This is a genomic window from Kitasatospora sp. NPDC032757 (genome assembly GCF_055579305.1).
This window is the reverse complement of sequence record NZ_JBVINN010000046.1, coordinates 14,055-28,353: the sequence shown is the minus strand read 5'-3', so window position 1 is coordinate 28,353 and position 14,299 is coordinate 14,055. Positions and strand designations below refer to the sequence as shown.

At 74.3% G+C, this 14,299-nt stretch carries 11 protein-coding genes; 6 read left to right on the top strand and 5 right to left on the bottom strand.

From position 1 onward, the window contains the following. Nucleotides 1–214: 214 nt before the first annotated feature. From ctaD to ACZ5WK_RS34035, 3 genes are all read left to right on the top strand, one after another. A complete protein-coding gene (ctaD, locus tag ACZ5WK_RS34045; RefSeq protein WP_465553458.1) occupies nt 215–1,873 on the top strand; it encodes an aa3-type cytochrome oxidase subunit I in 1,659 nt (552 codons plus the stop codon). Between the two features lie 223 nt (nt 1,874–2,096). After that, a complete protein-coding gene (locus tag ACZ5WK_RS34040; RefSeq protein WP_465553393.1) occupies nt 2,097–2,564 on the top strand; it encodes a BlaI/MecI/CopY family transcriptional regulator in 468 nt (155 codons plus the stop codon). 3 nt (nt 2,565–2,567) lie between these two features. After that, nucleotides 2,568–3,518, top strand: coding sequence for a M56 family metallopeptidase (locus ACZ5WK_RS34035; RefSeq protein WP_396321518.1), 951 nt, complete (start codon nt 2,568–2,570; stop codon nt 3,516–3,518). Nucleotides 3,519–3,550: 32 nt separating this feature from the next. Here the strand turns inward: ACZ5WK_RS34035 and ACZ5WK_RS34030 are convergent, their stop codons facing one another. From ACZ5WK_RS34030 to fxsT, 3 genes are all read right to left on the bottom strand, one after another. Further along, entirely contained in the window at nt 3,551–4,786 is a 1,236-nt protein-coding gene (locus tag ACZ5WK_RS34030; protein WP_465553391.1) for a cytochrome P450, read from the bottom strand. A gap of 94 nt (nt 4,787–4,880) precedes the next feature. After that, nucleotides 4,881–5,801 carry an ATP-grasp domain-containing protein gene (locus ACZ5WK_RS34025; protein WP_465553389.1) on the bottom strand — a complete coding sequence of 307 codons (921 nt, stop codon included), beginning with the start codon at nt 5,799–5,801 and terminating at the stop codon, nt 4,881–4,883. A gap of 202 nt (nt 5,802–6,003) precedes the next feature. Then, nucleotides 6,004–8,772, bottom strand: coding sequence for an FxSxx-COOH system tetratricopeptide repeat protein (fxsT, locus tag ACZ5WK_RS34020; protein WP_465553387.1), 2,769 nt, complete (start codon nt 8,770–8,772; stop codon nt 6,004–6,006). A gap of 479 nt (nt 8,773–9,251) precedes the next feature. On the opposite strand from fxsT, the gene ACZ5WK_RS34015 reads away from it, so the two are divergent. Further along, nucleotides 9,252–9,542, top strand: coding sequence for a hypothetical protein (locus ACZ5WK_RS34015; protein ID WP_465553385.1), 291 nt, complete (start codon nt 9,252–9,254; stop codon nt 9,540–9,542). Between the two features lie 180 nt (nt 9,543–9,722). Then, a complete protein-coding gene (locus ACZ5WK_RS34010; RefSeq protein WP_396321517.1) occupies nt 9,723–10,124 on the top strand; it encodes a YccF domain-containing protein in 402 nt (133 codons plus the stop codon). Nucleotides 10,125–10,128: 4 nt separating this feature from the next. Here the strand turns inward: ACZ5WK_RS34010 and ACZ5WK_RS34005 are convergent, their stop codons facing one another. Further along, entirely contained in the window at nt 10,129–11,139 is a 1,011-nt protein-coding gene (locus tag ACZ5WK_RS34005; protein ID WP_465553382.1) for an NADP-dependent oxidoreductase, read from the bottom strand. Between the two features lie 147 nt (nt 11,140–11,286). On the opposite strand from ACZ5WK_RS34005, the gene ACZ5WK_RS34000 reads away from it, so the two are divergent. Beyond that, complete coding sequence (locus ACZ5WK_RS34000) at nt 11,287–12,192, top strand: LysR family transcriptional regulator (RefSeq protein WP_465553380.1); 906 nt, start codon at nt 11,287–11,289, stop codon at nt 12,190–12,192. 21 nt (nt 12,193–12,213) lie between these two features. On the opposite strand, the gene ACZ5WK_RS33995 is transcribed toward ACZ5WK_RS34000, so the two are convergent. Next, nucleotides 12,214–14,115: an FtsX-like permease family protein gene (locus ACZ5WK_RS33995; protein ID WP_465553378.1), complete on the bottom strand. Its 1,902-nt coding sequence runs from the start codon at nt 14,113–14,115 to the stop codon at nt 12,214–12,216. Nucleotides 14,116–14,299: the final 184 nt, after the last annotated feature.

Here is a 14,299-nt window from a genome sequence, read left to right as displayed (position 1 = left end):
CAACCCGGCCGCAGCTGTTCGGGTGACGCGCCCGCGCGGCCGCCGTGGCGCGCGGCCGGCAGCTGGTAGTCGTGGGGCGACCACTGTCCGGGCCCGGTCCGGCCGCCCCGGCGGCCCCGGACGCCGCCCGCCCCGACCACGGAAGGCGCGCAGCGTGACTCTTCTGCCGAAGGACGTCGTGGACCAGGCCCCGCACCCGCCGCGGACGCCCCGGCTGGACCGCTGGCTCGCGGCCGGCCGCCGCCGGCGCGGCCAGGCCCTGGTGGGCTGGCTGACCACCACCGACCACAAGCGGATCGGCACCCTCTACATCACCACCTCGTTCCTGTTCTTCCTGGCCGGCGGCCTGATGGCGATGCTGATGCGGATCGAACTGGCCCGGCCCGGGACGCAGCTGATCAGCAACGAGGAGTTCAACCAGCTCTTCACCATGCACGGCACGATCATGCTGCTGATGTTCGCAACGCCCCTGTTCGCCGGCTTCGCCAACTGGATCATGCCGCTGCAGATCGGCGCCCCCGACGTGGCCTTCCCCCGGCTCAACGCGCTCGCCTACTGGCTGTACCTGTTCGGCTCGCTGATCGCCCTCTTCGGCTTCCTCACCCCCGACGGCGCCGCCGACTTCGGCTGGTTCGCCTACGCGCCGCTGAACAGCGCCGAGCACAGCCCGGGCCTCGGCGCCGACCTGTGGATCATGGGCCTGGCCCTCTCCGGCTTCGGGACCATCCTCGGCTCGGTCAACTTCATCACCACGATCGTCTGCCTCCGCGCGCCGGGGATGACGCTGTTCCGGATGCCGATCTTCGTCTGGAACGTCCTGCTCACCGCCGTGCTGGTGCTGTTCGCGTTCCCGGTGCTGGCGGCGGCGCTGCTCTGCCTGGAGTCGGACCGCAAGTTCGGCTCGCACGTCTTCGACGCGGCCAACGGCGGGGCGCTGCTCTGGCAGCACCTGTTCTGGTTCTTCGGGCACCCCGAGGTCTACATCATCGCGTTGCCGTTCTTCGGCATCATCACCGAGATCATCCCGGTCTTCAGCCGGAAACCGGTCTTCGGCTACTCCGGCCTGATCGCGGCGACGCTCGCCATCACCGGCCTGTCGATCACGGTCTGGGCGCACCACATGTTCGTCACCGGGCAGGTGCTGCTGCCGTTCTTCTCGATCATGACGATGCTGATCGCCGTCCCGACCGGGGTGAAGTTCTTCAACTGGATCGGCACCATGTGGCAGGGCTCGCTGAGCTTCGAGGCGCCGATGCTCTGGACGATCGGCTTCCTGGTCACCTTCCTGTTCGGCGGGCTCACCGGCGTCCTGCTGGCCGCGCCGCCGATCGACTTCCAGGTCTCCGACTCGTACTTCGTGGTCGCCCACTTCCACTACGTGGTGTTCGGGACGGTGGTGTTCGCGATGTTCGCCGGATTCCACTTCTGGTGGCCCAAGTTCACCGGACGGATGCTCGACGAGCGGCTCGGGCGGATCCACTTCTGGACCCTCTTCGTCGGCTTCCACGCCACCTTCCTGGTGCAGCACTGGCTGGGCGCCGAGGGCATGCCGCGCCGGTACGCCGACTACCTGGCCTCGGACGGGTTCACCACGCTCAACACCGTCTCCAGCATCGGCTCCTTCCTGCTGGGGCTCTCCACGCTGCCGTTCCTCTACAACGTCTGGCACACCGCCCGGTACGGCGAGAAGGTGATGGAGGACGACCCGTGGGGGTACGGCCGTTCGCTGGAGTGGGCCACCTCCTGCCCGCCGCCGCGGCACAACTTCGTCACCCTGCCGCGGATCCGGTCCGAATCCCCGGCCTTCGACCTGAACCACCCCGAGATCGCCGAGCTGGACCGGCGGCAGAACGCGCGCGAGCCGCTGGGCTGAGCCGGGCCTCCGCCGCGGGCTGAGCCGGGCGTCCGCCGCGGGCCGCGCCGGGCCTGATCGCCGGGTCTGCCCAGCGGGGCTGCTCGTCGGGGCTGCTCGGCGGGGCCTACTGGCCGGGCCCGGGCCCGGGGCCTGCTCGTTGGGGCTGCCGGCCGGGCGCTCGTTAGGATGAGAACGCGCCCCGCCCGGCTGCGGGGCGCGGCATCCGGAGGGAGTGGCCGTCATGGCAGAGGAGAGGCACGCCCCGGCGGCCGGGGATCCGCGGGCTCGGCGGCGCGGCCAGGGCGAGCTGGAGGCGCAGGTGCTGGCCGTGCTCCAGCGGGCGCCCGGCCCGGCCACCGCGGGGTGGGTGCAGGAACGCCTGGAGGGCGGCCTGGCGTACACCACGGTGATGACCATCCTGTCCCGGCTGCACGCCAAGAAGGCCGTCTCGCGCAGCCGTTCGGGCCGCTCCTACCTGTGGCAGGCGGCCTCCGACGCGGCGGGGCTGGCTGCGCTGCGGATGCGGCGGATGCTCGACGGCGAGCCGGACCGGGACGCGGTGCTGGCCAGCTTCGTCACCGCGCTGCTGCCGCACGACGAGGAGCTGCTGCGGACGCTGCTGGACAGTGCGGCGCTGGACGGCGGCCTGGACGCTCCGGCCCTGGAGAGCGCCTCCGCCGATCCCGCTGTGGCCCACCCCGAGAGCTGAACCGTGGGCGTCTTCGTCTTCCTCCCGCTCATCCTGCCGCTGACCGCGGTACCGATCGCCCGCCTCGCCGAGCAGCACCTGCACCCGCGCGGCGCCACCCGGCTGCTCACCGTGATCAGCGCGGTGATGGCGCTGTGCAGCGCGGTCTGCCTGGGCCTGACCGGCGTGGTGGGCACCGCCCAGCTCCCGGGCAACCCCCTGCCGGACACCTGGTCCGACCCGGAGGTGCGGGCGGCGCTGCCGTACCACGAGACGGTCGGGACGGCGGCGATCTGCCTGCTGACGGTCGTCCTCCTCGCCCTCCTGTGGACCGCCGCCCGCCACCTGCGGATCCGGACCCGCGCCCGGCACGCGCTCGGCCGCGAACTGCCCGGGGACGGCCCCTCCGACGTGGCCCTGCTCCCCGACCCCGTCCCGTACGCCTTCGCGCTGCCCGGCTCCTCCCGCTCGCCCGGGCGCGTCGTCGTCTCCACCGGCATGCTGGCCGGCCTCCCCGACGACGAGCGCGCCGCCCTGCTCGCCCACGAGCGCGCCCACCTCGCACACCGGCACCACCGCTACCTGCTGGCCACCCAGCTCGCGGGCTGCGTGAACCCGTTCCTGCGCCCCCTGCAGCACGCGGTGGCGTACAGCGCGGAGCGCTGGGCGGACGAGGAGTCGGCCCAGGCGGTCGGCGACCGGCGGGTCACCGCCCGCGCCGTCGCCCGCGCCGCCCTCGCCTCCCGCCGGCCGCCGGCCCCCGGGTTCGCCGCGTTCGCCGCCCCCGGCCCCGTCCCCCGCCGCGTCGCCGCCCTCCTCGGCCCGGTCCCGTCCGCCCGCAACTGGCCCCCGGCCCACAGCCGGGCGGGCCTGGCCGCCATGGTCGCCGCCATCGGCACGGCGGCGTCCGCGCTCTGCGCACTCAACGCGGCGGTGGCGCTGCTCCTGGTCCTGAAGGCGGTCACCCCGCTGTAGGGGTTGCCCGACCAGTGCGCGGCCCGGCCTGGTCAGCCCCAGGTGACCGGCAGCTCCCGCAAGCCTCCTGTCACCCACTCCTCGCTGAGCCGCAGCTCCTCCGGGCGGCAGGCGAGCCGGAGCCCGGGCAGGCGCCGGGGGAGTGACTCCAGCACCATCTGGAGTTCGAGCCGGGCCAGCCCGGCGCCCAGGCAGAAGTACTTCCCGTGCCCGAAGGCCACATGCGGGTTGGGCGACCGGCCCGGATCGAATGTCCCGGCATCGGGGAAGACCCGTTCGTCCCGGTTGGCGGACTGGAACGAGAAGACCACGAGGTCGCCCGCGCTGATCCGGGCCCCGCGGTACTCCAGGTCGGTGCGGGCGTACCGGGGCATCCAGCTGCCGCCCGGCACGGCGAGCCGCATGATCTCCTCGACCGCCCCCGGCACCGCGGCGGGGTCGGCCGCCACGGCCTCGGCCGCCCCGGGGTGCGCCAGCAGATACAGCACGCCGTACGGGATGCGCGAGGCGACGGTCTCGTAGCCCGCGAGGAGGATGCCGCTGAGGGCGTCGGGGAGTTCCTCGCGGCGCAGGCTCTCCGGGCTCTCCTCGCGGACGGCGAGTGCGGAGATCAGGTCGTCTGCCGGAGACCGGCGGCGCAGGTCGAGCAGGCCGTCGAGGTAGTGGTTGAGCTCCTGCCGGCGCTCCGCCGTCCCCGAGGCCGCACCGCGTTCGCGTACCCGGTCCGACCAGGCGGCGAACTGCCGGCGGCCCGCGGCCGGAACGCCGATCAGGTCGCAGATCGCGGCGAGGGCGAAAGGTCTCGCGAGGCCCGTGCAGAGGTCGGCCGGCGGGCCCGCGGCCGCCAGTGCCCCGGCCATGCGGTCGAAGGAGGCCTGGAGCCGCGGGCGCAGCCGCTCGATCCGGCGGGGCGCGAAGCCGTCGGTGAGGGTGTGCCGCCACCGCCGGTGGTCGGCGACCGCCGTCTCGTGGTTCTCCTCAGGCCCGAGGATGGCCGCGTCCCAGAGGCGCGGGGCCCGGGCGGGATCCGGGTGTGACTTGCCGATCCGGCGGTCGGTGCCCAGCGCCTTGAAGTCCGCGTAGCCGGTGACCAGCCAGGCGAGGTCACCGGTGGAGGTGCGGACCCGGGCCAGCCCGCCCTGCTTCCGGAGCGGGCCGAGCTCCGGCGGCTCCGCCCACGGGGAGGGGCAGGCGAAGGGCAGCACTGCCCCGGGCCCGGCGGCCGGGGCGTCCCCCGGTATGCCGGATGCGTCGAATGCGGAGCTCACGGAAGTCCCCCCTGCTTCGGCCCGCGGCCGGTTCTGCCTGTGCCTCAGTCCGGCTCCCGCGTCCTGGGGCCGGGCGCCGGGTCCTGACGCCGGCTCACAACCGGTCGCTGACCGGCTGTCCCTCGTACGAGTCGCGCGGTGCGGCGGCGGCCCCGATGATCGCGTCGACCACGGTCGGCATCGAGGCCGGGTGGGCGGCCAGGAACAGGTTCGGCTCCACCAGTTCGAGCTCCATCACCAGCGGGTCGCCGTCGGCGTCGTCGACGAGGTCCACGCGGGCGTACAGCAGGTCGGCCGACCCCGGCACGGCGGCCAGGGCGCGCTCGGCGACCGCCAGGTCGGCGGGCTTCGGCGCCCACGGCCGCAGCCCCGGGTGCGCGACCTTGCGCTCGTCGTAGGGGATCCCCGGGGACAGGACGGCGTTCTTGCGGATGGCGTGCAGGAAGCGGCCTCGGACGAAGACCAGCGCACGTTCGCCGGTGGTGTCGATGCTGCTCATGTACGGCTGGAGCATCGCGGTCAGGCCCTCGGCGTGCATCCGGTTCACCTGGGTGCGCGCCTTGTCGTGCTCCTCCGGCTTGTACCGGGCCGCGTACCTGGCCCCGGCGCCCACGACGGGCTTGATCACGTACTCGTGGTCGCCCGGGAGGTCGGGGGCGTCGCCGGGGGCCAGGTAGCTGGTCCGGACGACCGGGACGCCGGCCGTGGCGAGGGCGCCGAGGTAGCTCTTGTCCGAGCTCCACTGCACGATCGACGGGGGGTTGGCCAGCCGGGTGAGGCTGCTGCAGCGGTCCACCCAGGAGAGGAATTCCGCCGTGCGCCAGGTGTAGTCCCAGGCGGACCGGATCACGGCGAGATCGAATTCCGCCCAGTCCACATTCGGATCGTCCCATTCCGTCGCACTGGCCCGCGCGCCCGCGTCGGCGAGTGACCGCAGCAGCAGGGGCATGTCATGGTCAATATTGATTCCGGGGCGCGGCTTGGTCATCACCAGTGCGATCTTAGGATCGATCATCGGCCATTTCCTTGACTCGGTGGCGACATTTGCGGCAGTAAGTTACCAGCTGAACCGGCGCACCAAATGACATGCCAGGCCGGGCCGTTGGATATTGACCAGCATCGGACAATCGTAGAATGGCGAGGTCGGCGACTTCCAGGGGTTGTCGCAGAATGGCGGAAATCCGCACACGGCGAAGCGATCGGTGTTACGCCGGTGTTCACCGGCCCGAGGCCGCGAGGATCTTCGCCAGGTGCGCCGCCGAATGCGCGGTGTCCGGGTGCTCGTCGCCGAGCACCCGCCGGTAGCGGTCCAGCACGTCGGCCTGGAGACGCCGGGCCCGCTCCAGCTGCCCGAGTTCGTACAGCGTCTCGGACAGGTTGTGGGCCGTCCGCAGCGTGTGCGGGTGGTCGTCACCGAGCACGCGCCGACAGCGGGCCACCGTGTCCTCCTGGAGGCGCTGCGCGTCGTCCAGGAGGGCCAGCTTGCGCAGCGTGATGCCGAAGGAGTCCGCCGCCTTGAGCGTGTGCGGATTGTCGTCACCGAAGACCTGCCGGCACCGGTCCAGGGTGTCCTCGTGGAGCTGACGGGCCTGTTCGAACCGGCCGAGGGCGCTGAGGTCCACCGCGAGGTGGTTGGCGGAGCGCAGGGTGTCCGGGTGGTCGTCGCCGAGGACCCGCCGGTAGCGGTCCAGGGTGTCCTCGTGGAGCTGCCGGGCCTGTTCGAACCGGCCGAGGGCGCTGAGGTCCACCGCGAGGTGGTTGGCCGAGTGCAGGGCGTGCGGGTGGTCGTCGCCGAGGACCCGCCGGTAGCGGTCCAGGGTGTCCGCCTGGAGCTGCCGGGCCTGTTCGTACCGGCCCTGCATCCGCAGGTTGATGGCACACCCGTGCGCCAGCCGCAGGGTCTGCGGGTGGTCGTCGCCCAGGACCGCCCGGCCCCGGCGCAGCGCGTCCCGGTACAGCCGGTGCGCCTCCTCGTAGCGGCCCTGCTCGCGACAGGCCCGGGCCAGACAGCGGGTGGCCCACAGGACGTGCAGGTCGTCCGGCCCCGACACGGCGGTCCACTGCCGGCACAGGTCGGCCGCGAGCCGGGCGCTCACGTCGGCGTCACCGCGCTCGATCATGTACCAGGCGGCGTTGCAGGCGAGGGCGCGCAGATCGGTGGCGGCCCCGTCCGCCGGATCGACGGCGAGCAGATGCGGTACCACCCGGGCCCACGCGGCCCAGGTGGCCGGATCCTCCGGATCGCCGGGGCCGGCCGCGACCATGACCGTGCGCGCGCGGCGGCGGACCTCCTCGGCGGCTGCTCCCAGCTGGTCCTTGATCACCACCTGGACCAGCCGGTGCAGCCGGACGCCGTCGTGGGTGCTGGTCGCCAGCCCCAGCCGGACCGCCGCGCCGACGCCGCGGCGCAGCGCCACCGGATCGGTCGCGGCCTGTGCCAGCGCACCCAGCGGCCCGGCGGCGTCCGCCTCGGTCCATCCTTCGGTGAGCAGCCAGTGGACCGGGACGGATTCGGGGGCGAGGAAGGCGCAGAGCCGCACCGCGGCCAGGCCGACCGGGTCCAGCTGCGCGAGCTGCCGGGCGCTGAGGCCGACAGCCGCCGCGAGCGGTCTCGGATAGTCGCCGGTGGCCCCCTCGCCCAGGACCGCCGTGGCATGGGCGTCCAGCAGGGCGAGGTAGTCGCTCACCCGGGTGGCGGTCTCGGCGAGGAAGCCGCCGGCCTGCGCCAGCGCGAGCGGGAGGTCCGCGAGCGCCGCCGCCAACTGGTCCGCCTCCTCCGGGCTCAGCTCGGGGCGGTGCGTACGCAGCAGGGCCACCGACTCCGTCCGCGCCATCACGTCGACCAGGACGGTGGTGGCGATCCGCTCCCAGCCGCCCGCCCGGGAGGTGATCAGTACATGGCCCGGCCCGCCCGGCAGCCACTTGGACACGCCGGCGCGGTCGTCGGCGTTGTCGAAGATCAGCAACCAGCGGTCCCGGCCGCGCAGGCACGACTTCAGCACGGCCACGGCGGTCGCCGTGTCGGTGCCGGGTTCGGTCAGATCCAGCTCCGCGGCCAGCCCGGCCACCTGCTCGCCGATCAGCGCGGGGTCCTCGGCCGCGATCCACCAGACCACGTCGTAGTCGGCGGCGAACCGGCAGGCGTACTCGATGGCGATCTGCGTCTTGCCCACCCCGCCGACCCCGCGCAGTGCCTGGACCGCGCCCGCGTCGCGCGCGTTGAGCCGCCGCCGCAGGTCGGCCAGGACGGCGTCGCGGCCGGTGAACTCGGGGTTGCGCGGCTCGACGTTCCACACCGCGGGCAGGCTTCCCGACACCCGCCCGGCGAGCGGCTGCGGGCGGGTGAGCGCGGTCCCGGCCTCGGCCGGGGCAACGGTCGCCGTGGCCGCGGTGCGGACCTCGGCCTGGGCGGGCGGCGGCGGGGGCGCCGGGAGGTGGTCCTCGGACCGTGCGGAGGCCGTCCGCCCGTACCGCTCCTCCCAGGCCGCCGCCTCGGCGGTGTCCGGCAGCAGGCTCCACAGGCCGGCGACCGCGGCCACCGCCTTCTCCGCCAGCCGCCGCTCGCCGCGCTGCTCCAGCTCGTCGGCCACCTCCGTCCAGGCCGAGGCCTGCCGGCCGAGCCCGGACCGCAGCCCCGCCAGCTGCTCCTCCAGTTCCCGTACGCGCAGCCGGGCCGCCCGCAGCTCCTGCCGCGCGTGCTCCGGGCGGGTGTCCGCCTGTCCGGTCGCGTCCTGCTCGGACGGCGTGTCCACCTTGTAGCGCACCGCCAGGCGGTTCCAGGTGCTCTCCCAGGAGTGGTCGGTCCCGGGGCCGGCACCGCAGAGCTCCACGAAGGTCAGTAGGAACGCCTTGCTGGGAAACCGCCGCCCCGCCAGCACCTCCCCCATGGTGGTCCGGGGCAGCGACCGCCCGCGGCCGAGAAGCATCGCGCGCTTCTCCATGTCCCGGTACGAGGGGCTGTCCGCGCGTGCCCGCAGCATTCTCATGAACCGGGCAAGATCTTCTTTGCTCGCGGCGGAAGAGGGATCGATGTGATCCCCGGAGTCCTGGTTCGTCGAGATCGCACAGCCCCCCATGCCTGTCCGATGGTGTCCCGAGGTGTCCGTCAGCATACGCGTCCCGCGCCATTTCGGGACACGGTCTGTCCCAACTCGTCGATGTGCTGTCCATGCGAAGACGGCAATCTGCCCGGACCTGGCGCTTTCCCGGCTCCGCTCATGGCGGGACACCCCCGCGGCTGCTCTTCTGGAGGAGCGGGCGAAGCCCGGAAGCAGCGGGACGTCACGGGATTTCCGGTCGGGCTTTGCCGCCGGGACTCCGGGCCGGGACCTCCGTTCCGGACTTTCCGCGGAAACCGTCGGGTCGTACCGCGGGAAATCGAAATGGAACTCGATATTCCACGGTGTCGGAGAACAGCGTTCCGGTTGATGCGCCGGCCCGCTGCTCCGGGAGGAGAGGGACACCCGTGACCATGTACAGGCCTTCGTCGGAGCGCGGCCCGCGTCGGCCGCCGCGGCGACCCACTGCACGACGGCGCCTCGGCGGGCCGGTCCGGCTCACCGCGCTGGCCCTGGCCGGTTCGGGGGCCGGCCTGGCCATGGCGCTCTTCGGCGCCACCACGGCGGACGCCGGGAACTTCGGTCTGGCCGTCGCCACCTCGCTCCTCGCGGCCTTCCCTTCCGCCCGCCGGGGGCACGGCGGCGCCGCGGACGACGAGCCGCCGTCCGCGGCGGAGGACGCGCCGTCGGAGGAGTAGCTTCCCGGGCCCCCGCGCCCGCGCCCGCGCCCGCGTCCGCGTCCGCGTCCGCGCCCGCGCGCGGACGCGGGGGCCCGGGGGAAGGCCGGGCGGGCGGTTCCCGTCCGTTGCGTAGACACGGCCGCGGGCGGGGACGATGGGTCATAGGGGCCGACCGTCGGCCGTGAGAGGGTGCCGGCCATGAAGGTGATCGAGTTCGTCCTGAACGCCATTTGGTTGATCTTCTGCGGCATCTGGATGGCGATCGGCTACGTGATCGCGGGAATCGTCTGTTGCGTTCTCATCATCACGATCCCCTTCGGCATCGCCGCGTTCCGCATCGCCGGCTTCGTCATCTGGCCGTTCGGGCGGACGACGGTGGAGAAGCCGGACGCCGGGGCGCCGTCCTGCGTGGGGAACGTGATCTGGCTGGTGTTCGCGGGGTGGTGGCTGGCGCTGATGCACCTGGTCACGAGCATCCCGCTGTTCATCTCGATCATCGGGATCCCGTTCGGGTGGGCCAACCTGAAGATGATCCCGATCTCGCTGATGCCGCTGGGGCGTGAGGTCGTGTTCACGGACGAGAAGTTCGGCGGGCGCTGAGCCGTCAGGGTGCGTCGGTGAGCTGGACGATCATCTTGCCGGTGTTGGTGCCGCGGAGCATGCCGAGGAAGGCGTCCACGACGTTCTCGAAGCCCCGGACGACGGTCTCGTCCGGGACGGCGGCGCCCGAGCGCAGGTGCGGGACGAGGAAGTCGTACAGCTCCTGGCGGGCGTCGAGGTGGTTGCGGACGAGGAAGCCCTCCAGGCGAAGGCTCTTGCCGACCACGTCGTACAGGTTGCGCGGTGCGGCGGGCGGGTCCTGGAGGTGGTTGTACTGGGCGACGGCGCCGCACCAGGCGATCCGGCCGTGGTCGCGCAGGGCGGTGATGGCGCCTTCGAGGTGGTCGCCGCCGACGTTGTCGAAGTAGACGTCGAGGCCCTCGGGTGCGGCCTCGCGGAGCCGGTCCGCGATCGGGCCCTCGTGGTAGTCGAAGGCGGCGTCGAAGCCGAGGTGCCCGGTGAGGTGCTTCACCTTGGCGGCCGAACCGGTGCTGCCGATGATCCGGCCGGCGCCGAGCAGCCGGGCGAGCCGGCCGGCGGCGGTGCCGACGCCGCCGGCGGCCGCCGAGATGAAGATCGTCTCGCCGGGCTGGAGGCGGGCGACCCTGGTCAGGCCGACCCAGGCGGAGAGGCCGGTGCCGCCGAGGACGCTCAGGTGGGCGCTGAGCGGGACGCCCGCGAAGTCGGGGAGGACGGTGGCCTCGCCGGAGCCGACCACCGAGTGGGTGCGCCAGGCGCGGCGGTGGTGGACCAGCGTGCCGACCGGCAGCGCCGGGGTGCGGGACTCGACGACGCGGCCGAGCGTGCGGCCCTCCAGCGGGGCGTTGAGCTGCCAGCCGCCCTCGTCCATCTCCTCGCGCATGTACGGGTCGACGGACTGGTGGATGTTCTCGACCAGCGCCTCGCCCTCGGCGAGCGCCGGGACGGTCTCCTCGACGAAGGCGAAGTTGTCGGCGGTGGGCGCGCCGGAGGGGCGGGAGACCAGGTGGACGGCGAGGGCGGTGGGGCGGGGCATGTGGACTCCGGTGCGGTGAGCGGGCGGGGCGGACGTGATCACCGTAGGGAGGGGGGTGGTGGGCCGGGCAGGGGTTCACGGCGATGGAAGGGCAGGTTCCATGAACCGGATCGATGGATCCTGCCGGCGGGCCGGTAGATTCGGATCATGACCGATCTTGCCCCGCAGGAGCTGCGCATCCTGGTCGCCGTGGAGGAGGAGAAGGGTTTCACGGCGGCCGCGGTACGCCTCGGCACCACCCAGTCCGCCGTCTCGCACGCCGTGCGCGCCTGCGAGCGGAAGCTCGGCGCGGTGCTCTTCGACCGTGGGCGCCACGGCGCGCGCCCCACCGACGCCGGCGCGCGGGCCGTCGCCTACGCCCGGCGGATCCTACGGCTGCTGGAGGCGATGGGCCCGGAGGTGCGCGGCGCCGGCGCGGGGGACGCGGCGGGCGAGGTGACCGGGCCGCTGCGGATCGCCGCCTTCCGCAGCGTCGCCGCCCACCTGCTGCCGTCCGTCCTCGCCCGGCTCACCGCCCGCCACCCCGGGCTGACCCCGCACGTGCGGATCGTCCGCGAGATCGGCCGGGGAACGGCGGGCGAGGTCGCCGACGGCCGCGCCGACCTCGGGCTCGCGACGCTCAACGCGGACGGGCCGCCGCCCGTCCCGGGGCTGATCGCGGTGCGCCTCTTCGAGGAGACGTACGCGCTGGCACACCCGGCCGGCCACCCGGCGCCGCGCGGGCTGCCGCTGGTCGACTGGGACGAGAACTGCGGCTCGTACACGCGGAACTGGTGGGACCGGCAGGACTGGATCCCGCCCGCGACCATCGACGTCGAGGACGACACCGTGGCCGTCTCGCTGGTCTCGCAGGGGCTGGGGATGGCGATCATGCCCCGGAGCGCCCTGCTCGGCGCCCCGCCCGGCCTGGCCGTCACCGACCTCGGCCCGCAGCCGCCCAGCCGCTCCGTCGGGTACGTGACCACGCCGGAGCTGGCGGGGACGGCGGCGGTGCGGGCGCTGATCCGTGAACTGAGGGCGCTGGCACTGCCGGAGGGGCTGGCGGCGGCCTGAGGGCAGCGCCGGGCGGGCCGGTCAGCGCGCGGCCGCCGTGACCGGACGGTGCCGCAGGGCCCAGGCGGCGGCCGGGGCGGCGCAGGCGGCCGCGACCAGGACGCAGCCCCCGGCCACCAGGCCCACCGGCCGCCACGGCAGCGTCCACGGCGCCGGCGCCCCGAGCAGTGCCAACCCCGCACGCATGGCGCCCAGTTGGACGGCGGCCACCGCGCAGCCGAGGAGTGAGCCGACCGCCGCCACCAGCACCGACTCGGCCGTCACCAGTCGCACCACCTGGGCGCGGGTGGCGCCCGCCAGCCGGAGCAGGGCCAGTTCGCGGCGGCGGTCGGCGGTGGCCATCAGCAGGGTGTTGGCGAGCGCGATCCCGGTGTAGACGAGGGCGAGTCCGAGCACCAGGGCGGTCCGCAGCCACGCGATCCGGGCATGGGCGGGGGCGGTGGCGGCGAGCCAGTCGTCCCGCGTGAACACCGTGGCGCCGTACGGCCGGGCGGCCTCGCGGACGCGTGCGGTGGCGGTGTCCCGCCCGGCCGGGTCCATGCCGGGGGCCAGGCGCACCTCGATCCGGTCGACCCGTGCGCCGGGGGCGTTGCGGGCGGTCACGTAGAGGCCGTTGTCGCCGAGGCCGTCGCGCAGGACGGCGGCCACCCGCAGCGTGGTGCGGCTGCCGTCGGCCCGGATCACCGGTACCGGCTCGCCGGCCGTCCGGCCCCACTCGGCGGGGAGCACGATGGTGTCGTCGCCCAGCCCGGCGGGTGAGCCGGACCGGACGGGCAGCCGGGCGAGCACGGCCAGTCCGGCCGGATCGGCCATCCGGGCCTCGGCCCTGACCGCATTGCCGTCCGGCTCGACCAGCGCGAGCGTGGTGGGCGCGGTGGGGGAGACGGCGGCGGTGCCGGGGACGGCGCGCAGGGCCTCGGCGAGCGGGCCCGGCCGGGAGGAGGGGACCACCACCAGATCGGCGGCGGTCCGGGCGGCGGCCTCGGCGGTCCGGGCGGCGCTCACCGTCTCCAGCGCCCCGGCCAGCGAGCCGGTGAGCGCCACCGACACCAGCACCGGCGCGGCCACCGCCCCGGTCCGGCGGACCGCCGCCGCGGCGTTCCCGCGCACCAACCGGCCGGCGTACGCGGTGAACCGGACCGGGAGCCAGGTGAGCAGGTGCACCAGCGGGCGGGCGAGGAGCGGGGCGAGCAGACCGCAGGCCGAGATCAGCAGCATCGGCCGGGTGGTGTAGGTCTTGCGGTGCAGCAGGTCGGCGGGGTCGCCGGCGAGCGCCGCCCCGGTCAGGGCGGCGGCCGTGAGCAGCAGCCCGAGGCCCCAGAGCAGACGGCCGGCGGTCATCGCCCCGGAGTCGAGGTCGGCGGCGCGCAGCGCGTCCAGCGGACCGGCCCGGCCGGCCCGGCGGGCCGCCACCGCGACGCCGCCGAGGGCGACCAGCAGGCCGGTCCAGAAGGCGCCGTGCAGCGGCCACGTCCCGTCGGCGAGCCCGAAGCCGGCCGGGGCCATGCCGACGTCCGCGAGCCACCGGACGAGGGCGGGTGCGCCGAGCCGGCCGAGTGCGCAGCCGGTCGCGGAGGCGGCGGTGCCGAGGACCAGCGCCTCGGCGAGCACCGTCCGCCGGACCTGTGCCCGGGTCGCGCCGGCCAGCCGGAGCAGGCCCAGTTCACGGCGGCGCTGCGCGACCGTGTACGAGAAGGTGGACGCGACGACGAACGCCGAGACGAACGCGCTCACCCCGCCGGCCGTGCCGAGCGCCGCGACGAGCGACACCAGCTCCTCCCCGCCGGGCGCACCCACGGCGGCGGCCAGCCCGAGCAGCATCACCGCCGTCATCGCGACGCCGAGGGTGAGGGCGATGAATGCGCCGAGCAGTGAAACCCACCGTGATTGCAGGGACTTGAGCGCGATCCGCACCATTCTCATGCCGTCCAGCCAACCGGCCCGCCCCGGTCCCGGTCAGCAGGCCGGGCCCTACTCCGGGAGGTGGGGCCCGCCCTACCCGTAGGGGGCGTCACGGGGTTGGGGGGGGGGAGGGGAGGGGGGGGGGGGGGAGGAGGTGTGTGGGGGGCACCTCCCCAAAAAGGAGGAAAGGGTACACAAAAAACAC